The following is a 21920-nucleotide window of genomic DNA, read 5'->3' on the forward strand; positions in this document are numbered from 1 at the left end:
CCAGGCAATGGTACTAATGAAAAACTATTGAGAAATGAAGTATTTATATTGAACTACATATAAATACATATCAAATAGAGATATAGATTATTCCAATATGAATAGATACAAACAAACTACATATATTTCCTATTACAGAATGAATTCTTATTATTAAAAAATGAAGTTTTCATATTGAAAAATAGATGCTTATATATAAAAAATGAATGTTTAATATTAAACACACTACTATTACTATTGAAAAAAAATAGACCCTCACTAAAAAAAATGACAGGTTTTTCATACCTTTTGGTGAGAATCAAACCAACCTTAGGATGTTAAAACTGAACATTGATTATCTCACACGTCTACGCGGCATCAGTAAAAATTTTACCTACCTCACCAAACTAGGACTGAGCTACAACATATCCCAGCGACTGTCCACTGGCAATGTCAAAAGTATCAACCTCGGTCATCTGGAAAAAATCTGCCTTGATCTACGGTGTACGCCCAACGACCTACTAGAATGGCACGCTGACCAATCGGTCAGCTCCGATCACCCGCTGCACACACTCGTCCGTGACCCTCGACTATTAGAAAGTCTAGAAAAAATCCAAAACCTCCCACTCGACAAATTCAAACGTCTGAATGACCTCATAGATAACTTGGAATAGAGGCTAAGGTAAGAATTCTCGATTGTACCGAGGGTGGTGACACTAAGCTAGACTAGCTACAGCAATAGCTCCCCTGTATGTACGATGACGGCATTGCTTGTGATCTCTAACGTGGTATCGCTAGTCACTTTGAGCTGCATATATCCTCCGCGAGCCGAGGCTTGATATGCCCTCATATCTGCCTTACCGAGCTTGTCACTCCAGTATTTCGCTAGGATGGTATGCGCAGCACCCGTCACGGGATCCTCCTCACCTCCAGCCCATGGCCAAAAGAATCGAGAGTAAAAATCATAGTCCTCATCCTCTGACTGAGCCGTCACGATCACCCCATTGATCCCCGTGTAGCTTTTGAGTAAAGCCACAAAATCAGGCGTAAGCCCCTTGAGACGGTCTACGCCTTCTATCTCTAGTAGTAGCATAGCGGGATTGTCACATCGCCTGACTGCTACTACCTCCTCTAAACCTAAGGCCGCTAACATCTCATAGGGTGTACCGACTGTCACTGTATCGTACAGTGGAAACTTCATCATGATCTCATGACCAATCTTATAACAGATCAAGTCCAAGCCTGATGCGGTCCGAAAAGTCACTTCGTCCATCTGCTTGGTACTAAACATCACCTTGGCAGCCGACAAAGTCGCATGACCACAAAGAGGAATCTCTTTGATCGGCGAGAAATACCGGATAGCATAATACCCTTCGTTCTTGACCAAATAAGCCGTCTCTGACAGATTAAACTCCTGTGCAATACGCTGCATCAACGCATCGGACAACTCATCCTTGAGCAAACAGATCGCCGCAGGATTCCCCGTAAAAGGCTGATCCGTAAAAGCATCTAGTGTAAAGGTTTTGATTTTCATGTAAAGAATTTAGAAGTGATTTTACTAGAAGTATCCTTAGTAGGGCATACTTTATGCACCATCGCAGCGAATAGGTCTCTATTTTTCTTCCAACACACCCTTGGTGTTTTCTTCCAGTTCTAATTGTGCCTCTTTGGCACGAGCTACATCCACAGGGTCTGCGAATATGTACCCGAGCTGGTTGTACATATCTCCTTCGTCATAGATCATAATGCCCTTGGCGATCTGATTGCCTACTACTAGATAGGACACACTCATCAGTAAGGTCACTGGCGGTCCGTCAAAATTCTTAAATTCGATCTGAGCCAAAGACCATTCACTGATCCAATCGCCGTATTTGACCTGAGACGGGATGGCAACTCCTGATATCTGCTGATGTCTAAACCGAATACTTTCGATGGTTTTGCCAGTATTGGCTTTCCAATTGGCGAGCAGTTGATCTTTGTAGACCGTATCACCTACAGAAGGCCCTACCATATAAAAATCCGCGTGCAGTAACGAGTCCATCGCGTCATAGTCCATATCCTCTAGCGCCTGAACATAGCTGCTGACGGTATCAATATTGGTATTTCGGATTTTGTTCGGGCCACAAGAGATCCAAAGTAAACTCGATGCAAATAATAGGAATGAAGTTTTCATGCTGTATCCAAGGTTCGTTGATGATAAATACAAGCCTAAAAATAGAGCATTTCGGACGACAATTCAGTACAACTGGGGATGGAAAATCACAGGTCTTCTTTGGCAAAAGCCCCACTAACTATTCGAAGCTGTATTCTTCTACAATCTCCACTCCATCTACTGTATAGACCAGTGTCATGTAGTCTGCGGTCAGGTTACGTACCGCTATTCTATTGATATCTAGCAACTCCTCCTTTTCGATGACTATCTCATCTTCAAACTGACCATGGATATCCTCTGCCAGCGAATAGCGAGCCTTGTATACAATAGAAGGTTTTTGACCATCCGAACATATAGAAGCCCTGTGCTGGACATACAGGCTATCCACTGTCTTACTCTTACCTATCAAGAATACAAGCGTATTTCGATCCTGACACTCCTCTACATCAATAGCCTGTCCGTCTTCCGTTCGTGCAGTACGCAACCATTCTTTTTCCACATCTGCTGACAAAAGCCTGTTGGCTTGTATCGCACTATAGTGGCTCTCTATATCCTTTTCGCAAGAACACAAAACGCTTCCCAAAAGAAGCGCTTTGACTATTGATTTTATGTTACGCATGTTGTTATCTAACGTTGCCCAATCGGTCTATGACGACATAGGGAGAGTCACTACCTGCATAGGTCTCTAACTCCTCCTCTGTCACGAAATAAATAATGGTCTCTTTCACGATATCATTCATTTTGATAGAGACTGGTTTCTTAGGTGCATTGATCGGGTTGATCCAGTTATTCTTTCCTGCCATGTCATACGATACAGCTATCATATTGTTCTGACCTGACTCTGCTAGGCTAAAGACATAGGCTGATACTGACCCCTCTTGAGATTTAAAAAACTCTCCAAAAACCAGTAGGTTCGTTTTGTCTACCTTGAATTTGCTAAGGCTGAAAGTATTCTTCCACTCAATCGTGCGTGACTTATTTACTTTGGCAAAGAACCCTTTAGATTCGCTACCCTTCATCTCCAAACCTATCACGAAGATATTGGCCGAATCATCCCTATGAGTCGCGATAGAGTAATAGTCACTGAGGTATCTTGGTGCCTCTCCGTCACTATTGGTCACGAGATAGATAGAGTCAGCACCATCCGTGCTCACTGCCCATTGACTTCTCTTCAAAGCCTCTTCATTTTTTTCTTCCCACTTGCTACGGGACTTATCGACAAAGCCTTCCATCTTCTGACGAAGCTTAATCAACCCAAAATCCCCGCCGTATTCTCCTTCTACTAATGCTGGATACTTGTTCGTCCCTTCAGTAATAAAAGGTTCTACCAATGTCTTGGCGTTTGCTTCAATATTGTCAATAATACTCAACAGGCTATCGGTGATTGTCACTTGGTAGTCTACATCCTCCATATCTTCGATACGAGGGTTCTGCATAGGCTTAGTGATGAAATCATAAGTATTCAATTTGATCTGAATCTCAAACAGCGTCTCGGGTAGTGGCTCGTCTTCGAGCTCTTTCATCTCTTTGAGCAACTTAGGATCGATCTCCAAAGTCAGCTCTTCGAATTTAACTGTTGCAAGACCGTCCATAGACTCGTATTCTGCTTTTAGTTTCTTATCAAAAGCCACCAAACCTTCCTTCATCGGCAGTACGTCTCTTTCTATTTTGCTATATGCTAACTCTGCCCATGCACCATAATCCCAGGCTCTAACATCATTGGCAAAGAAGTCGATCTCTTCCATACCATCTGTCCCAAACTCACGTATTCTTCTAAATTCTAACTCAGGGCTGTAACCTTTCACTCCCGTCAAACTCACAATAGTTCTCAGGTCATTGAATTTTTCTCTGATATCCAAGGTGTAATCCATCATCTTCTGTAGCGTCTCCAACTGCTCCTGTTGCGACATGAGATAAAACTTAGCCTCAGTTTCATGCTTCTTTACAAAACCGGTGTAAGCGTCGTAGCAAAAAGTATAGTCCCTATTCATGGCAAACAAGCTGGCATATATCTGTCCAGCATGGTCCACTATACTTTTCATAGCCTTGATCTTATTTTCAATATCCAACTGTACGTCAGAGAGTTTGATCCCGAACTCTCCGCTTCTCAAATCTCTGCGATAATAAGCTTGGTAATAGTCGTCGTTCTTTCGGAGTTCCTTGTCATCTACTAGCACCTGAGCCTTCAGCAGGTAAACCAAAGCAGAATCAGCAGATTCCATGATTGCAGTAGAGTCCTCCACCAAGTGATAGTTACCCACCAACTGCTCATAGTATAGCGCCATCTGCAAGTTGGCATTGGCATCATCAGCATTCTTGCTATCAGAAAGATAGGTCTTCAACATCGGGATGGCCGTGTCGTAGCTTTTAGCCTCCAACATCGGAAACAAATCCTTATACTTGATCTTCTGTGCTTGTACCAGCTGAGCAGAAATCAGAAATATTATCAACAGGGCTGGTTTCAAAAATTTAATCATATTGTTAGGTTTTCCTTTATTCACTATCAACAAAAACAATGGTTTTGAACTTCTATTGTTCTTAAAACCATGAAATTATGGTTTTTCGATTGAAAAACCATAGAATACTACACCAACGAAGGATTAGCCATTAAATTTCCCCTTGAGCAGGGCTAGTTTAGACTGCAAATCCCCCTCTGGCTCATTTTGCTTGCTTTGTTTGCGTTCATTTCGTTTGGCTGGTGCCTTCCCAAATGGATCAGATTTCAGAGAAAGTGATATCCGTTTTTGAGCGGCATTGATCTCCGTCACAGTCACTTGGAGTTGCTGTTGTAGTTTCACGACTTTGGACGGGTCGCTCACAAAACTATCCGATAAGTGACTCACATGTACCAATCCATCCTGATGCACTCCGATATCTACAAATGCACCGAACTTCGTAATGTTGGTCACGATGCCTGGCAGCTTCATCCCTACTTTCAAGTCACTGATTTCGTTGACCCCCTCTTGGAAGGAAAACACTTCATATTCCTCTCTCGGGTCACGACCTGGCTTAGCGAGTTCGTTCATTATATCTTCGAGAGTAGGTAGCCCCACTTCATCAGACACATAGCTTTTGGGATCAATCTTAGCACGTAGACTAGCATCAGCCACCAGACTCTCCACAGAACTGTTAAGATCACCAGCCATTTGTTTGACCAACTTGTAGCGTTCAGGGTGTACTGCGCTACGATCCAGTATGTTTTCCCCATCACGAATTCTCAAAAAACCAGCTGCTTGTTCGAATGCCTTTTCACCCATCCGAGCCACGTCCTTCAGTTCCTTTCTGGTCTTGAATGGGCCATTGGCTTCCCTGTGTTTCACGATATTTTCGGCCAACTGCGGCCCTAAGCCTGACACGTAAGTCAGCAACTGCTTGCTCGCAGTATTGAGTTCTACGCCTACACCGTTCACACAGCTTTCTACTACATCATCGAGTGTCCCTTTCAGCGCATTTTGATCTACATCGTGCTGATACTGACCTACACCTATAGATTTAGCATCAATCTTGACCAGCTCTGCCAATGGATCCATCATCCTACGCCCGATCGATACCGCTCCTCTCACGGTCACATCCTGATCCGGGAACTCATCTCTAGCTACCTCCGACGCAGAATAGATAGATGCGCCACTCTCGTTGACCATCGCAACGATGATCTTAGCATCCAAACCAAGCCCTCTCACGAAACTCTCAGTCTCACGACTCGCAGTACCGTTACCTATAGCGATAGCTTCTATATTGTGGCGTTCGACCATGAGCTTAATCAACGCACCAGACTCCATCGTGCGGTTTTGTGGTGCATTCGGATAGATGGCTTCAAACTCCAGAAGTTTACCTTGTCTATCCAAACAAACCATCTTACAACCTGTTCTAAAACCTGGATCTAGTGCCATCACATTTTTCTGTCCCAAAGCAGGTGCGAGCAACAGCTGACGTAGGTTATCTGAAAACACAGCAATCGCCTCTGCATCAGCCTTTTTCTTAGACTCTACCCGCGACTCAGTCTCCATCGACGGCTTGAGCAGTCGCTTGTAGGCATCCTTTATCGCCAGTTCTACCTGCTGAGCACACCCGTTTTGTCCCGTCAGCACTTTCTTCTCTATGGTATGCAGTGCAGCTCCCTCCTCTGGGCAGATATCCATGGCGAGAATCATCTCTTTCTCCCCACGTCTCATGGCTAGTAGCCTATGAGACGGTATATTCTTGAGCGGCTCGTCCCACTCAAAATAGTCCTTGTATTTTTGTCCCTCGACTTCTTTGCCCTTCATCACGGTCGATTTCACGATCCCTTGTTCCATGAACAATTTACGAAGTGGAGCACGCACTTCACTATTCTCGTTGATCCACTCGGCGATAATGTCGCGTGCGCCTTGCAGTGCCGCTTCTACATCTTTAACATCCTTTTCTTCGCTGATATACTGCGCTGCGATTGTTTCTGGATCATCTAGCCCTTGCTTGAAAATCAACTGCGCCAATGGCTCCAATCCTCGCTCCTTGGCCATAGAACCTTTGGTCTTACGTTTAGGCTTATATGGCAGGTAAATATCCTCTAAGATCGCCAAAGTCTGAGCGGCTTCTACCTTCTTCTTAAGTTCTGGTGTCAACTTACCCTGTTCATCGATCGACTTCAGAATAGCATCTCTTCTCTTGTCCAAGTCACGAATTTTTTGGATGCGATCTTTGATATCACCGATCTGCACCTCGTCTAGACTACCGGTCACTTCCTTTCGATATCTAGATATAAATGGAATCGTAGCACCCTCATCCAACAGTGAAACTACGGCGGCTACTTTATGACTAGGCAGGTTTAATTCTGATGCGACTATCGCGAGATGTTGTTGACTCATTGAGCTAATATGTTTATATCTATTCTTTATTTTGGGGGAGCCAAAAGTAATTTGTTCGGGGAATTATTTCAGCCTCCAAATTGTATTAATTACGAAATATTTATCCACAGTTAAATCTGAATCAAATTTTGAAAATCAAAAAACAAATCATCGAATGGGGCATCATCCTGAGTCTCTTTGGCGGGCTATATTATACAGGGTATTACAAAGAAGTCGCAGGTTTCATGCAACGCCTCATCCTAGAAACTCGTCTGCTACAGCCCGAACGAATCACCTCAGACCAGCTCGTCGCAGACTACCAATTCCAACTCTTGGACGAAAATGGACAAACGATTTCCTTCACGGAGTTCAAAGGACAAACCATTGTGCTTAACTTTTGGGCCACATGGTGCCCCCCCTGCATCGCCGAGATGCCAGATCTCAACAGTTTGTATAACAAGACCAAAGAAGAAAACATTGCATTTGTTTTGATCAGTCTTGACGAGGATTTTGAAAAAGCCATTCAGTTCAAAAACAAAAAAGACTATGACTTCCCTGTGTACTCGCTGGCTAGTCCTCGTCCTGCAGTATTCAAAAGCCAATCCATCCCGACGACTTTCGTCATATCACCAGAGGGACAGGTTATAGCCCAGCGGATAGGAATGGCCAAGTATGACACAGATGATTTCAGAAAATGGCTCATCGAATCCTCTCAGACTGGCAAGACTCGATGAGTAGATTTATATTGTGCCATGATTGAAATGATACTACCAGCCCTAACCGCTCTCATTGGCACAGCTACTGGCGGCCTGATGACCTATCTAATCCAGAAAAAGCAATTCCAACACGAAATGGATAAGCTCCGGCTAGAGAACAAGACGGAGTTTATGGCAGAGGAAACGGTCAAGCATTTTTTGAGTCACAAAACCTATACAGATCGGTCATTTGATGTGATACAAAAACATCTCGGTGGGTTCGAAGATGATGAGCTTCGTAAAATACTAGTACGAGCAGGAGCTATACGCGATATCCGTGAGGATGGGTCTGAGTGGTGGCGCCTGCTATCACGCATGGACGAGTACATCACCAAAAAGCAGAAAAAGAAAGAAGCAGCTCAGTACTAATTCTTTCGTATTGAAATCATCTTTTGCCCCGACTTGGTATTCACTTTGAGGAAATAAACACCAGAATTGACACGGCTCAACTCCGACGAGAGCAGCATCTCTACCTCTTGGTTAGATCCTGGCACACCAGCCAAGAGTACTTCACCTCTCACATCCTGCAACTGATAATTTAGGATTCGTGCTCCACCGATATGCACTTGGCCACTGGTGGGATTTGGATAGACCATCACTTCATCCCCTTCTAGTGCAATTGCTAAAACAGATGGTGTATAGCCCACATTACCCTCTGTATCAATGAAGCGTAAGCGGTATCGACTGTCCAAATGATGATACTTCAGTTTGTAATATTGGGTCTCGTTAGATTCTATATAGAGCACTTCGACCAATTGAAACTGGGCATCGTCTGCGGTTTTGATTTCTATCTCGATGGTTATGACCCCAGTCCCACTAGATCGCCAGCTGAGATAGTCTCCATCAGGCTTCTTGACAATTTTGAGATCGGACACCCCTGGCGGAGTATAGTATACAGCCTCATAAGGAGCGGCATGCATCTCTGGGATAGCAATATGCATGATACACGCATAGACTGCTAGGCTCATTAAAATCTTCTTCATAGCTGTTGTTTTCATATGATCTAACGATTCCATACTTGGGTCATCAAAGCACAATGAGTTACAAAATTGTTGCCAATCCCAATCCAAAACCCTAAAGGAATTGCTTAAAAAACAGATTAAGAAAATCGGCAACCAATGAGTTATTCAGCAATAAACGCGTCTAACACATATTGGTTACCCGGCTACTCTTTGATAAGAATGAGAGACTTACGACTATGTGAAAGTTGTACAGACAAGATGTACTTTCCCGAATGAGCTGTTGTCAAAAACGCTGATAGTTCTGCATCAAAGTGCGACGTGTCTACCCAGCTGCCAGTGCTCACTTGCTGACCATTCATATCAAAAAGCTGATACGCTACCACATCACCTCCAGATGACTGAATAGCCCCACGAGTAGGATTCGGGTATATTATAAAATCATCAGCCCCCTCTCCATTCACTACAATAACTGGACTGTACTCATACTGCCCATCATAGTCTAGTTGTTTAGCCTGTAATACTTCCATCAACAGAAAGATTCCCATTGATCACCATGTCTCCATTTACAATCAAATCTCCAGAAACGGTAAGGTTATCTGTAATAGGAGCAATTATCAACTGCTGCATCTGCGCCATTCAAATAGAGTTCACAACATCTGGACAATCGGCAAAAACAACAGATGGACTCACGACCATCAGTACTATAAAAATTAGCCTCATCAATAACGAATTGCTATTAGTGTTTTTCATATCTAATATACAATGACAGAGTTGTAGGAAGGAATGGTAAACTCACTCCACTTTGTTTTGTAAAAGTGGAAAAATGAAAAATAGAGTTTACACCTAATTTTCATTTTAAGCATTAAACTATACCGTTCGGTATAATTTTATTATTATTGTAAAATGATAGCTTCCAAAGCCGCCAAGACATCTCAGTTCATTATAGAAACTGTCGCTCCGTATTTCAACAAACACGGGTATATAGGCACAAGCCTATCCGACATTACCAAAGCAACTGGCCTCACCAAAGGAGCGATCTACGGCAACTTCCAAAACAAAGAAGATCTAGCCATCAAGGCCTTTAATTACACAGTCAAAACGAGACTATGGCCAGTCATAGAAGCCATCGAACAAGCAGCCTCGGGTCTTGACAAGCTCCGAGCAGTGACTAACTTCTACCGACACTACTACGATCACGTATCAGACTATGGAGGCTGTCCTGTACTGAATGTAGGAGTCGACTCCATGAACCAACACAGTGCACTGAATCAGCGTGTACTATCTGTCATTGGGAAAATGACCCAAGGAATCGTCGAAATCATACAGCAAGCACAAGACGAAGGTTCAGTCCGACAAGATATAGATCCTCAAGCCTATGCGGAGATAATATACGCACAGATCCAAGGCAGTATTTTCTTATCCATTCTATCCAAATCCAATCAAAACATGCAAATGATGATGGATCACATTGATGATATGATAGACAAAGAATTAAAAACTTAAAAAAATTTGAATAAAAATATACCAAATGGTATTTAATCATGAAGAAAATCATACAAATCTACTTTCAGTTTATTTCTATACTCTCTCCCAGTTGGGCTGCTCGACAGGCTTTCAGTATGTTTCAGATTCCGATGAACAAAAAAATTCGCCAAAAGGAGCTACCCTTTTTCGAAACGTCTCATGGCTTTAAAGTTCCTTGGCATCTAGAGAAGATACAATGCTATGAGCTCGGCCCAAAAGACGGCTCCTTGATATTCTGCGTACATGGGTGGGAATCCAACGCTGCATGCTTCTCTGCCATCGCACATCGACTAGCAGACAATGGTCATCGTGTCATTCTATTCAATCTACCTGCTCATGGATTCTCCAAATTGAAACGTGCCAACCTCAAAATTTGTGCAGAGGCTTTTTTGGCGGTGATCGCTTACATGAACCCGAAAGAGCCATTTTCGGTAGTTGCCCACTCCTTTGGCTCAGCTGTAAGTAGCTACGCGCTTTCCAAAACAACCTATACTGTTGATCACCTGATATTCCTGACCACTCCTGATCAGATACGAGAGGTATTTCAGGAGTTCGCTGATTTCGTTCGTCTCAGTCAGGCAGCATTTCTCAAGACACTAGCCATCGCAGAGGAGCTACTAGACGAATCTATTGATCAAGTCCGTGTGTCAACAATAGGCAAAAAACTTAACTACCAAAACCTGCTGATCATACACGATACCAAAGACAAAGTCATCTCCATAGAAAAAGCCCAGATCGTACAACAGCATTGGAAAAAATCCCGCCTTATCGAAATAGAAGGAACGGGACACTACCGTATGCTCTGGAATCCTGAGGTGATCCAAAAGGTAAGTGAACAAATAGGCATATTGGCGTCTAGTGTTTGACTTCTGGCTGACAATCCATTAAAGTAGAACGGTCATAGAAATAATTTCATAAACCCACCCACAATACCTACCCTCACAAATGGTTATATTGTAGTGTGTATAAAAATGTTATGTTATGAAAAAATGTATGTTAATTATCCTAGGTCTGGTCACTGCTGTGACTGCCATGGCTCAAGATTTGTCCCCTTATAAGGCGTATCAAATCAAGCAAAATGTAAAAGTAGAAATTCTAGAAATCAAACGTGTTGAAAAATACGGGTGGGACAATCTAGAAGTAAAGTACCGCCTCACTAATGAATCCAACTATGACTTACAGAAAGTAGACTTTTTGGTTCATTTACTGGATGAGAATGACAAAGAGATCGGATCGATAGAGCTATTCGCTTTTAAGGTTCCGAAGAGCTCCAGCAAAAAGTACAAAAGTGTAGATATCCTCTCGCCATATGTTAATGCTGAAATCGCCAATCAATTGGTAGAAACAAAGCAGCTTGATGTTTTGATGGATAATCAAGAATCTATGGTATCCATCAAATCTAGTCAAGATTTGAATTTAAAATAGTTTACCCAATAGCAAAAATGGGGATCAGAACTTTCGCTCTGATCCCCATTTTTGTATCCAACAGGTTCTTATTTTTTACTTATGATCTTCCACACGCCAATGACAGCTGCCACAGCTCCTACAAACAACGTGATATAATACGCGTTCGAACTCATCGTGTAAGAATCTCCTACTATGCCCCTTTTAATTATTTCGCCCATTCCGTCATTTGGTGAGTGCGTCATAGCCCAATAGACCAAGAAGGCACCAATCACAATGTAGATCAAACCGAGTTTCATGTAGTTTTTCATATAGCTATTTTTCCAAAAAGATACAGAAAGTATATATAAAGAAAAACCCTGACCACTTACATGATCAGGGTTTCACATCTATTTTCTAGTATCAAATTAAGCGATCTGTGCATCTAGCTTACCTGACAATACGCTCTTTGGTACTGCTCCTACTTGCTTGTCTACTACTTCACCGTTTTTGAACACCAACAGCGTTGGGATGCTTCTCACGCCAAACTTAGCAGACACTTCAGGGTTAGCATCTACGTCTACTTTCCCTACTACTGCTTTTCCTTCATAATCACCAGCTAATTCTTCGACTACTGGCCCGATCATCTTACATGGTCCACACCACTCTGCCCAAAAGTCCACTAATACTGGCTGATCTGATTGTAAAACTTCGTTGAAGTTGCTGTCAGTAATTTCTATTGCTTTGTTACCCATGATTATAAATATTTAAATAAATTCTTTGTTTTCTGTCCTTCCGAAACGCAAATATAAGGCAAATTGTTCATCGTCATTTATCATTTTTCCGAATGAGCCCATAGATAAAACCAATAACCTAATCATTGGCGTAACTCCTCTAGTTTTTGATCAATTCCCCGTTTTCATATTCATACTCAATGGTTACGTTTCCATCTTGATCAAACCACTTGGCAGTACCATGAATTTTACCCGCTTTATAGGTGCTTTGCTCCATAACCTTACCATTCGTGTAATACTTGATCTTTTGTCCCTCTAGTTGATCCATGGCGTAGTAGAGCGTCTCTGCTTTTTTACCACGCTGGTACGAGGTATGTTCACCATCTAGATACCCATTGACATAATTGGCCATCAGTGTCAATTCTCCTCGGTTATCAAGTTCAAGATGTGCACCATGCTTGATCCCATTCACATAAGATGTGATCGTTTTGGGCATCCCATTGCTATGATAAACCGTCCATGAGCCATTGCGATTACCCTGATAGTACTCGCCTTGTTCGTCGATTTTGTTACCAAAATTGACCGACACCCGAGATAATCCAGGGATGTCTTCATAATCGGTAATTTCGGCGTGTTCAGGCAAATCAGACAAGCTCAACACTGTCGAAGAGGTTCCTGCGTCACCACAAGAAAATGCGACCGCACTAAAAAAAAGCAGAATTACTAAGTATTGTTTCATATCTATACTGGAGTTAAAAAAATAAATCATCCTCGGAACAAGCCTAAGAGCTATTAACTTTCTCATCGGTCAATTAATTCACCTCAAGAGGCGAGAGATTAAACCAACAGGCTATCGCTCTGCAAATAAAATTTGAAATTAAGAATTAGATCAGAAATAGACAATAGCAAACTGCCAAAATCACCCCTCTACGAAAATCAATTCATCTCCAGGTCGAAACTGTGCCAATTTATCCATATCCTCATCTGCAATCACCGCCACACGAGGGTAACCTCCTGTCGTCTGCGAATCTGCAGCCAATATAATAAACTGACCGCCACTCGTGAGCTGAATCACACCTGGAAACACCCCAGACGAAATCATATCAACCGATTGTTCGACTTGAATAGCAGACGTCAAAGTAATCCCCATACGATTGCTCTGGTTGGACACGCGATGTGCTCCCAGTACAAGGCAAGACCAATCTTCTCCGAGGCAATTCGCCTCTGGACCTGGCCATACACGAAGTACATTTTTATTCTCTCGGCTGACAAATGGCTCAATCATCTGATCACAGGGTAAATTAGTAGTCTTCACTACCAAGGCATCTCTCTTTCGTATCACTCCCCCCATAAAACCTACTGCTGGCAAAGGACTTACGCTCCCCATCCACTGAAGCACATCCCACTCACCACGAACAGCCAAGTACGTCCGGCATCCCTCTACCGCTTCGCCAAAACGAAGGACATCTCCATCACCAACCACAATCGTTTCATATCGTGAGACTGATACACCATTAAGCTCTGGAGACAGATCTCCTCCTGTCAGTGCCAGTTGTCCTGCTCCCTCGAAACGTATCTTTGGTCCAGACAGCGTAACCTCTAGCACTGGCGTATCGACTCGATTTCCTACCAACTGATTTGCCAACTGATAGGCAGCCCTATCCATTACTCCACCCACAGGAACTGCTTGATCCTGAAACCCGCTACGTCCCCCATCCTGGATCGTCGTATGGAGTCCAGAAGATTCGAAATGCATGATGAGTTTACCAGACATGAAGCGAGCGTTTGTCAAAATTTCCTGATTCAATATCCTTGTCGATCCGATAATAATCCTGTTTAGAAACAGGAAAAAACTGCACTTTATCCCCCGCCTGTAGCAAAGCACCCTGCATCTCTGCACCTGATTCGAACATTCGGATTGGTGTGCGACCGATCACTTGCCAGCCTCCTGGAGAGTCACAAGGATAAATCCCCGTCTGACGACCTGCCAAACCAACGGATCCCATTGGTACTATAGCACTAGGTTTAGCTTTACGACCTACCGCTAACCGTTCATCCACCTGACCCAGATAAGGAAACCCAGGCAAAAAACCTATCATATATGTATGATATACCGCTTGGGTATGAATAGTTATCAAATCCGCCATCGATACACCTGTCATCTCCTCAACAGCCTCCCAGTCCAGTGCGAAACCCGCCTCATAACATACTGGAATCCTAAACAATTTTCCTAGATCAGGAGACACCTCATCTTGATTCCCCATCGACCTGACTATACGTGTTAGCTCTTCGAAGCTTATGGCTTTCGTATTGTATTGGATAGTCAGCGAATGGTAGGCAGGCGTGTAAGATTCTACTCCCTCTATTTTCTGATCAAGCAGATAGTGATATAAAACATGCACTTGACGATTGACAGCCTCATCGATCTGAGGCTTCATCTCAATCAGCATCGCTCGATCTCCATATCGTTTGATCTTCATCACTTCCATTTTTTTATTTCTATCCCATGCAGGCTCATCCACCTATGAATGGCCACCAATATTTCATGTGCTTTAGGATTGTCTCCATGAATACAATATGTATCCGCTTCGACTTTCACTACTCCCCCCTCCTTTGTCCTCACTAGCCTCTGAGTCAAGAGCAACATGAGTTGCTCAACTGCTTGCATCGGATCCTCAATCACTGCACCTGACTCACCTCTACTCACCAAACTACCATCATCTTGATATCTCCTATCCAAAAAAGTCTCCCGAATAAAACCAATTTTGTATTCCTTAGATAGTGAGGCGATCACACTTCCTGACAAGCCCATGATTGATAGTTGATCATCCATCTCACTTACCGCCTCTAAAACGGCATGAGCTACAGACTCCTCTTTAGCCGCATGATTGTACAGTGCGCCATGAGGCTTCACATAAGCAAGGTGCCCCCCTTTGCTATGCACCAACCCTTGCATAGCACCTATCTGATATTTGATTGTTGATTTCAATGCTGTTGTTTCCATATTCATGAAAACCCTCCCGAAATTTTCTCGATCAGGATAAGAAGGATGTGCACCGATGCGCACCTGATGAGTCAAAGCCATATCCACTGTTCGTTCTATAACCATAGGATCACCACCATGAAAACCACAGGCTATATTCGCCGAACTCACCAGTGGCATCAATAGCTGGTCGTCTCCTACTATCATATCACCAAAACTCTCTCCCATATCAGAGTTGATATCCAAAATATTTTGTGCATTTTGTACGTTGGTACTGGGTTCGATAGTCATATTTTTGACGTTATTGAATTAGTACGATATAAAGAGCTTTTATCATTATTAAATGATGAATTCTCTAACAGATAAACACAATATTGAAGTTTATTCAATAAAATTGCACCTTTAAATCAATCTCCTTCGAATTGTTCAATTTCTATAAAAAATCATCCGCCAAGAATCTAGAGAGTGTCTTCGCAAAAGCGGAAAAATTCACCTATAACAAAGGGGAGCTCCTCGCTGTTCAATTCGAAAAAACACACTACTACTTCATGCTACAAGAAGGTGAAGTAAGTGTTTTTTCAACCATGGGTGGTGACCACAAAAAAAGAATAGAACTAGGTCGCTACTCCGCACTCAACTCACCACTTGGGCTGGACGTCATCAACGAACCCTACCGCTATGACTCCTCTATAGAGGCCGTTTCTGACAAGGTAACTGTACTGCGTTGGAATCAAAAGACATTAAACGCCTTTCTCGACAAAAACATCGATCTGGCTATGCTCTTCTATGAGCACATCAATACCAATGCCCTGAGCCTAATCAAAGAATCCAGCTATCTGTTCGCTAATACAGCGATGATCACCAAAAACAATGATACGACACAAAAAGCCTCTAAAGGCTATGATTCGCCATTGGGTTTTGATGAAGATGAGATGGTGGTATTCTTATTACAATCTCCATTTTTCGAGGTATTCGAAGAAGAGGATCTGCGGGCACTGTCCAAACACATCTCTAGAAAGCAATACAAAGTCGGTAAGATTATTGATCTCCAAGATGAGGTCAGCAAGGGAATCAACATCCTGCGCGTCGGAGACATCCGATTCTCTCGGTTCAACGGCGAAGGGGACGAACGCTACAAAGTATCTCTGCGGGCTATCTCAACTCCTGGCTACCTATTGGGGCCATCAGGATTCTTAGGTGCAGAGAATGTCATGACTACAAGAGCCAAAAAAGACTCGGTCATCCTTCACTTGCCTTACGACGCACTCAAAAACCAAAGCAAAAAACGACCTGAATTTGGACTCAAGCTGCAAAAACGAGTTTCTTGGCTACTCAACAATCAACTGCGTGGACTCAGAGCAAGACTCATTTCTGCACAATTCAACGAAGAGGTGACTGTCTCTACCAACTTGATCGAAAGCAACAGAGCCAGTCTAGCACTCAGTTCACCACTACACAAAGTACCGCACTTACTCAGCTTCAAACACACCATACCTGATGGCCTGAGTATACTCCATCATGTAGAGCTAAATGGCGGTGGAATCGAAAAAAACATCGCTTCGTTGTGCCTAGATAACTTGCATGATACCCAGCGAGAGGTCAACTTCTATGAAAACCTACAAGACATCTACAATACTGTAATCTCTGCACCAGCGATCATGATGGCTGACAAAGTCCACAAAGAATGTATTAAACTTTCTAAGACTACCTTTGACCAAGTTGCTACCTATGTCAAAGGCAAAGAGAACATTCCAGAGACGCCAGGTAACCTGTTCGTGTACAATCACCTACTGAACCCGCCATACTACGCGCTACCAAATCAGTTTCAGATCAATCTAGACTGTCACTTTTTGAGTACCATAGTAGCGGATGCCTACAATGAAGAGGTCGTCATGAAAATTGTCCGAAGCGGACGCGAAATTGAGCATGGTCACCAGAGCTACTATGAGCGACTAGGCTATATCAATGCCTACTCCGAAGAATCAGAAAACAGCGATAGTTTTGAGAAAAACGAAAGGGTTTCCGATCAAATCGAAGAATTCTTAACTGAGTTTAACAATGTGATCATCGGACCTGAAAACACCTCCTACACGACCGACCAGTCTCCAGGTGTATTCAATGCAGACGTATTCGAACGTATTCTAGAAATGGAGCGCGAACCACTCATCGTACCAGTCGTCATGGCCAACTTTGACCAACGCATCCGCAACAACAAGTTTGCCTGTGAAATCAAGGAGCCCTTTCTTCTCAGTGAAAAAATGAAGGAGATGAATATCGACAATGTCAAATCCTTCCTTGTCAACTACCGAAAAGAGTTTAAAACCTACGTCAAAGCACTCCAAGAAGAAGCAAGCTAACCCTCTCTCATAAAAACTGTCAAATAACAGCTTTGCAAATAGGATAAAAAACCTATTGATTTGTTATTGACCATAGTAATCCGAAACGGGTCCTTCTATCTTTGTTATGTAGGGTTTTGAAAGAAGCCTTACAGAATGACAATTTGCTTGAATAGCGATTGAAAATCGCAACTTCCGAGTTGCTGTTTAACCAACGCCGTTCAAAATAGCATTTCTGTGTATTTGATGTTTTCAAGTCTATAGGCCCTACCGATTGTCGGACGGTAGGGTCCTTTTTCTCTCTTTCATTACAGCAACATTACTAGTCACTTCATCATCGTGAACTATCCAATTAATCCATGTTTCTGAAGAGGAAGTTATGATTACTTCGTTATTCAAAATTCATTGTTCGAGATTCACTATTATTCTTGGCCAAAAACATTTCCATACATCCTATACGTTTGAGTGAATGGAATACCAAATACGCAATATTGAATTTTATTTCTCCAGATTTGGGATCACTCCGTATTTCTGGGCGAGAGGTAGTAGATCACTTCGTTATTCAAGATTCATTGTTCGAGATTCACTATTATTCTTGGCCAAAAACATTTCCATACATCCTATACGTTTGAGTGAATGGAATACCAAATACGCAATATTGAATTTTATTTCTCCAGATTTGGGATCACTCCGTATTTCTGGGCGAGAGGTAGTAGATCACTTCGTTATTCAAGATTCATTGTTCGAAATTCGTTATTGTTTTTTTATAAAAAAATCACCTATTATGAGTCTTTGAGGTAATATTTAAATGATTGGAATAATGAATATCGAATATTATCCCCAGAAATACCGACTGATTCTCAATCCTCTGGGTAGGGGATAAAAACGAAATTGGTAAACTCCTGATCGATCACAAAAAGACAGCAAAATTCATCTGGATTCTTATACGCCTCCTTGAAAACATCTATGCGATCAGCCTCGACCACTTCTCGCTGCACAAACTCATCCAAGAAAGACGCAGAGTAGTTCCATACATTCTCTAGCTCCTTTGCCTTGATCAATACTTGACCAATAGACACTTCCTGCTTGCTAATTGGAAATATTGGGTATTCAGAAAAGCCTCTATCTCTAATCTGATAAGAAGCCTCCTTTAGATTTTCACTAACCTTGACAAAATCCTCGGTAATCGTCCCGAGATACTTACCATTCAATTCTGGATCGTTATTCATTTCACTTCCTTGATTAAATCTAGAGAATGTGATGATTGGCCTTAAAGCTCACTTTTGCCACCTCACACCTCTAATTAGATTCCTTTTTCAGACGCAAAGAACGAACAAAAGGATGTGAAAACACATCGAATTAAAAAGGAATTTCTTTTCTAAATCATTACTATAATCTTTGACACGGCTAGCCTGATTAGCAACCATCAGATAGAAATCGAGTAGTACGACCCAAAAAATCAAGCTCCAAAGACTAAAAGAACAACAAAATTCAACTTTTAAGTATTTATTCAAAAATGAATAAGCCCATAAACATCTCTAGAGAATCACTTCTTACCCTTACTCACACCGATAGGAATTGTCAAATAAAAGTACCAAGCACGATTGTAATATCCAGAGTCGTCACCACCTGACTGTATATCTACGAGACCATAGTAGTAGTTTAGTCCAAAGTTCATGCTTTTTTCCTCTCGCAAGGAAAAACCAATCCCCGTCGTAGCTCCTGCATCTAATTTTTTGAAACCTGAGGCTATGTCATAATCAATCGTACCTTCATACTGACTAGACGAAACTTTGAATTCATCGATCGCCGATCGTAATAATCCTACCTGTGGGCCAGCATTGAAATAGATACGATTCTTTAGGCGATAGCGCAGCATCAATGGCAATTGGATATAAGCCAACTGACGATTGACCGATCCTTTGGATAACACCGCGTCCATATCAGGATCACCGACTGGGTAAGACGCCAGTCCCTTCCCTCCCATCTTAGCCAACATCAGACAAGACGGCGCAAACGACCAAGCATTCTTCATTTTAATATCAAAATAAAAGCCGAGATTAAATGTTGGCAGATTAGCATCATGCGCTACACCATCCATCTGGGACAAAGTCACCCCAGTCGTCAGCCCAAACTCCAACTTATCCGAGTTCAGTTTATCCCCCAGCAGCAAGGAAATTAAGACTTGCCCATGAGACACAGTCTGTATCATGAGTAGACAAGAGAGCAAGAAAAATAGCCTTTTCATAAGTTCAGATTTAAGATTTCTTCCCTAAAACTACTTTTTTTAGAGGCGAAAAGCATCTCTAGACATTTTTGTTTATTGCATTCTCTATTTAGCTGCTTTACAATGCATTGAAAATAAGCTACCTTCGCGGAATCATTTATTCATAGCAATACAGCAACATGGTCATCTTCAAGAAGTTCGCATTTGATTCCGCCCATTTCTTGCCCAATGTTCCTGAGGGACACAAGTGCAAGAACATACACGGTCATACCTATCATCTAACGGTATTTCTGGAGGGGGATTTGGACGAGGATTTCCAGTGGGTGATGGACTTCAAAGACCTCAAGGATGTCGTCAAGCCTGTCATAGACAGATTGGATCACAACATGATCAACGATATCCCAGGATTGGAAAACCCGACAGCTGAGCGCATAACCGTATGGATTTGGGATCAAATCAAACCGCACTTGCCATTATTGAGTAAATTGGAACTGAACGAAACACCGACCAGTGGAGTGGTCTACGAGGGAAAATAACTATGAGTACACAGCAGCACGATATCGAAATCATGGCACCAGCAGGCTCTTACGAGTCACTGATGGCAGCCATCAAAGGAGGCGCTAATTCTATCTACTTTGGCGTAGAGCAGCTCAACATGCGCGCACGCTCATCCAACAATTTCACCCTTGAGGATCTCAAAAAAATCGCCAACATCTGTGACGAGAACGGGCTCAAGTCCTACATCACGATGAATACGGTGATGTACGATCACGACATGAACCTTATGCGATCGATCGTCGATGCAGCCAAAGAAAGCGGCATCTCAGCCATCATCGCCGCAGACCACTCGGTCATGAACTACGCCAAAAAAATAGGCTTCCCGATACATATCTCTACACAAGCCAACATCTCCAACATCGAGACCGTCGAATTTTACTCCGTCTATGCCGATGTGATGGTCATGGCTCGTGAGCTCAGCCTCATGCAGGTCGCAGACATCACCCGTGAGATCAAAAAAAGAGACATCCGTGGCCCCAAAGGCGAGCTCGTACGTATCGAAGTATTCGCGCATGGCGCACTATGTATGGCCGTATCGGGCAAGTGCTACCTCAGCTTACACTCAGACTTCTCCTCGGCCAACAGAGGAGCCTGCGTACAAAACTGTCGCAGAGAGTACACTGTCAAAGATGACAGAGGCAATGAGCTTAAAATCGACAATGAGTACATCATGAGTGCCGCTGATCTATGCACGATCGACTTCATGGACAAAGTCGTCGAAGCAGGCGTCTCCGTCTTCAAGATCGAAGGCAGAGGTCGCGCTGCAGACTACGTCTACACCACCACCAAATGCTACCGCGACGCAGGTGACGCAATCAATGAGGGTACGTATACCCCAGAGAAATTTACGCAGTGGAAGCTAGATCTAGAGAAAGTCTACAACCGAGGGTTCTGGGACGGCTACTACCTCGGTAGAAAAATGGGCGAATGGAGTGAAGTCCACGGTTCGAAAGCTACGACCAAAAAGATATTGCTTGGTAAAGGTGTCAAATACTTCAGCAAACTCGGTGTAGGCGAGTTTCAGATGGAAACACATACCCTAGAAAGTGGCGATGACATCATGATCACAGGCCCTACTACAGGTATCGTCACCACCAAGGTAGGTGAAATGAGAGTGGCCAACCAGCCTGTCAGTCAGGTCAAAAAAGGTGACAACTTTTCAATTGCAATTGAAGAAACCATCCGAGCCTCGGACAAATTGTACAAAATCATTCCTGCCTAAGTCCTATGTTCAAAATCATCCACTACCGTGACAAATGCATCGGATGCTACGCCTGTGTGGAGATCGCTCCAGACCGCTGGCGCATCTCCAAAAAGGATGGGCGATGCACACTAGTGGGATCTAAAATCAAAAAAGGCATCTACCAAGTGGATGCCTTTGACGAGGAACTCGAGGACAACAAACGAGCAGCGGCCAGCTGTCCCGTCAACATCATCAAAATCAACGGAAAATAAGTCGTATCTACCAAGTGAGTACTAGCTTCTTTCTATATTGAGGCATTCA

At 42.9% G+C, this 21920-nt stretch carries 25 protein-coding genes; 10 read left to right on the top strand and 15 right to left on the bottom strand.

From position 1 onward, the window contains the following. Positions 1–314 precede the first annotated feature (314 nt). The gene (locus BUB99_RS05015) at positions 315–653 is read left to right on the top strand and encodes a helix-turn-helix domain-containing protein (protein WP_073119925.1); all 339 of its coding nucleotides are present in this window, start codon (positions 315–317) and stop codon (positions 651–653) included. Positions 654–709: 56 nt separating this feature from the next. Here BUB99_RS05015 and BUB99_RS05020 read toward each other — a convergent pair whose 3' ends face one another. From BUB99_RS05020 to BUB99_RS05040, 5 genes are all read right to left on the bottom strand, one after another. After that, positions 710–1513 (bottom strand): PhzF family phenazine biosynthesis protein, encoded by an 804-nt coding sequence (locus BUB99_RS05020; RefSeq protein WP_073119928.1) that lies wholly within the window; start codon positions 1511–1513, stop codon positions 710–712. Between the two features lie 78 nt (positions 1514–1591). Next, positions 1592–2152: a nuclear transport factor 2 family protein gene (locus BUB99_RS05025; RefSeq protein WP_073119931.1), complete on the bottom strand. Its 561-nt coding sequence runs from the start codon at positions 2150–2152 to the stop codon at positions 1592–1594. 118 nt (positions 2153–2270) lie between these two features. Then, positions 2271–2750 (bottom strand): hypothetical protein, encoded by a 480-nt coding sequence (locus BUB99_RS05030; protein ID WP_139280896.1) that lies wholly within the window; start codon positions 2748–2750, stop codon positions 2271–2273. Between the two features lie 4 nt (positions 2751–2754). Then, complete coding sequence (locus BUB99_RS05035) at positions 2755–4608, bottom strand: hypothetical protein (protein ID WP_139280897.1); 1854 nt, start codon at positions 4606–4608, stop codon at positions 2755–2757. 123 nt (positions 4609–4731) lie between these two features. Further along, positions 4732–6975: a Tex family protein gene (locus tag BUB99_RS05040; RefSeq protein WP_073119940.1), complete on the bottom strand. Its 2244-nt coding sequence runs from the start codon at positions 6973–6975 to the stop codon at positions 4732–4734. 128 nt (positions 6976–7103) lie between these two features. On the opposite strand from BUB99_RS05040, the gene BUB99_RS05045 reads away from it, so the two are divergent. Together BUB99_RS05045 and BUB99_RS05050 are read left to right on the top strand one after the other, a co-directional pair. Beyond that, the gene (locus BUB99_RS05045) at positions 7104–7688 is read left to right on the top strand and encodes a TlpA family protein disulfide reductase (protein WP_084190353.1); all 585 of its coding nucleotides are present in this window, start codon (positions 7104–7106) and stop codon (positions 7686–7688) included. Positions 7689–7706: 18 nt separating this feature from the next. Then, positions 7707–8078: a hypothetical protein gene (locus BUB99_RS05050; RefSeq protein ID WP_073119945.1), complete on the top strand. Its 372-nt coding sequence runs from the start codon at positions 7707–7709 to the stop codon at positions 8076–8078. On the opposite strand, the gene BUB99_RS05055 is transcribed toward BUB99_RS05050, so the two are convergent. Further along, entirely contained in the window at positions 8075–8692 is a 618-nt protein-coding gene (locus BUB99_RS05055; RefSeq protein WP_170863735.1) for a T9SS type A sorting domain-containing protein, read from the bottom strand. The two genes, BUB99_RS05050 and BUB99_RS05055, sit on opposite strands and share 4 nt — an antisense overlap. 182 nt (positions 8693–8874) lie before the next feature. Further along, positions 8875–9198 (bottom strand): T9SS type A sorting domain-containing protein, encoded by a 324-nt coding sequence (locus tag BUB99_RS05060; RefSeq protein ID WP_170863736.1) that lies wholly within the window; start codon positions 9196–9198, stop codon positions 8875–8877. Between the two features lie 376 nt (positions 9199–9574). Here BUB99_RS05060 and BUB99_RS05065 point away from each other — a divergent pair, with 376 nt between their 5' ends. The 3 genes from BUB99_RS05065 to BUB99_RS05075 all read left to right on the top strand — a co-directional run bounded on the left by BUB99_RS05065 (position 9575) and on the right by BUB99_RS05075 (position 11620). After that, positions 9575–10174, top strand: coding sequence for a TetR/AcrR family transcriptional regulator (locus tag BUB99_RS05065; protein WP_073119954.1), 600 nt, complete (start codon positions 9575–9577; stop codon positions 10172–10174). 38 nt (positions 10175–10212) lie between these two features. Continuing rightward, on the top strand, positions 10213–11061 hold the full coding sequence (locus BUB99_RS05070) for an alpha/beta fold hydrolase (RefSeq protein WP_073119957.1): 849 nt from the start codon (positions 10213–10215) through the stop codon (positions 11059–11061). Between the two features lie 115 nt (positions 11062–11176). After that, the gene (locus BUB99_RS05075) at positions 11177–11620 is read left to right on the top strand and encodes a hypothetical protein (protein ID WP_073119960.1); all 444 of its coding nucleotides are present in this window, start codon (positions 11177–11179) and stop codon (positions 11618–11620) included. A 68-nt stretch (positions 11621–11688) separates the two neighbouring features. On the opposite strand, the gene BUB99_RS05080 is transcribed toward BUB99_RS05075, so the two are convergent. The 6 genes from BUB99_RS05080 to BUB99_RS05105 form a co-directional block, all read right to left on the bottom strand. Next, positions 11689–11910: a hypothetical protein gene (locus BUB99_RS05080; RefSeq protein WP_073119963.1), complete on the bottom strand. Its 222-nt coding sequence runs from the start codon at positions 11908–11910 to the stop codon at positions 11689–11691. Positions 11911–12006: 96 nt separating this feature from the next. After that, positions 12007–12333: a thioredoxin gene (gene trxA / locus BUB99_RS05085; RefSeq protein WP_073119969.1), complete on the bottom strand. Its 327-nt coding sequence runs from the start codon at positions 12331–12333 to the stop codon at positions 12007–12009. A gap of 139 nt (positions 12334–12472) precedes the next feature. Then, a complete protein-coding gene (locus tag BUB99_RS05090) occupies positions 12473–13051 on the bottom strand; it encodes a toxin-antitoxin system YwqK family antitoxin (protein WP_073119972.1) in 579 nt (192 codons plus the stop codon). 180 nt (positions 13052–13231) lie between these two features. Further along, positions 13232–14086 (bottom strand): 5-oxoprolinase subunit C family protein, encoded by an 855-nt coding sequence (locus tag BUB99_RS05095; RefSeq protein ID WP_073119977.1) that lies wholly within the window; start codon positions 14084–14086, stop codon positions 13232–13234. Then, positions 14076–14792, bottom strand: a complete 717-nt coding sequence (gene pxpB, locus BUB99_RS05100) for a 5-oxoprolinase subunit PxpB (RefSeq protein WP_170863737.1) — start codon at positions 14790–14792, stop codon at positions 14076–14078. The genes BUB99_RS05095 and pxpB overlap by 11 nt, the downstream gene beginning before the upstream one ends. Beyond that, on the bottom strand, positions 14792–15586 hold the full coding sequence (locus BUB99_RS05105; protein ID WP_073119985.1) for a 5-oxoprolinase subunit PxpA: 795 nt from the start codon (positions 15584–15586) through the stop codon (positions 14792–14794). Before BUB99_RS05105 ends, pxpB begins: the two co-directional genes overlap by 1 nt. Before the next feature lie 131 nt (positions 15587–15717). On the opposite strand from BUB99_RS05105, the gene BUB99_RS05110 reads away from it, so the two are divergent. Next, positions 15718–17652 carry a cyclic nucleotide-binding domain-containing protein gene (locus BUB99_RS05110; RefSeq protein ID WP_073119990.1) on the top strand — a complete coding sequence of 645 codons (1935 nt, stop codon included), beginning with the start codon at positions 15718–15720 and terminating at the stop codon, positions 17650–17652. An 839-nt stretch (positions 17653–18491) separates the two neighbouring features. Here BUB99_RS05110 and BUB99_RS05115 read toward each other — a convergent pair. Beyond that, positions 18492–18860, bottom strand: coding sequence for a hypothetical protein (locus BUB99_RS05115; protein ID WP_073119994.1), 369 nt, complete (start codon positions 18858–18860; stop codon positions 18492–18494). A 317-nt stretch (positions 18861–19177) separates the two neighbouring features. After that, positions 19178–19879, bottom strand: a complete 702-nt coding sequence (locus BUB99_RS05120) for a porin family protein (protein WP_084190355.1) — start codon at positions 19877–19879, stop codon at positions 19178–19180. A 158-nt stretch (positions 19880–20037) separates the two neighbouring features. Here BUB99_RS05120 and queD point away from each other — a divergent pair, with 158 nt between their 5' ends. Genes queD through BUB99_RS05135 form a run of 3 tightly spaced genes read left to right on the top strand, consistent with a single transcriptional unit; the run spans position 20038 to position 21871 of the window. Then, entirely contained in the window at positions 20038–20394 is a 357-nt protein-coding gene (gene queD, locus BUB99_RS05125) for a 6-carboxytetrahydropterin synthase QueD (RefSeq protein ID WP_073120003.1), read from the top strand. A 2-nt stretch (positions 20395–20396) separates the two neighbouring features. Then, a complete protein-coding gene (locus BUB99_RS05130) occupies positions 20397–21638 on the top strand; it encodes a peptidase U32 family protein (protein WP_073120006.1) in 1242 nt (413 codons plus the stop codon). Positions 21639–21643: 5 nt separating this feature from the next. Continuing rightward, a complete protein-coding gene (locus BUB99_RS05135) occupies positions 21644–21871 on the top strand; it encodes a ferredoxin (RefSeq protein WP_073120010.1) in 228 nt (75 codons plus the stop codon). The last annotated feature ends 49 nt before the right edge of the window (positions 21872–21920 follow it).

The sequence above is a fragment of the Reichenbachiella agariperforans genome (assembly GCF_900142205.1).
Classification (GTDB): Bacteria; Bacteroidota; Bacteroidia; order Cytophagales; family Cyclobacteriaceae; genus Reichenbachiella; species Reichenbachiella agariperforans.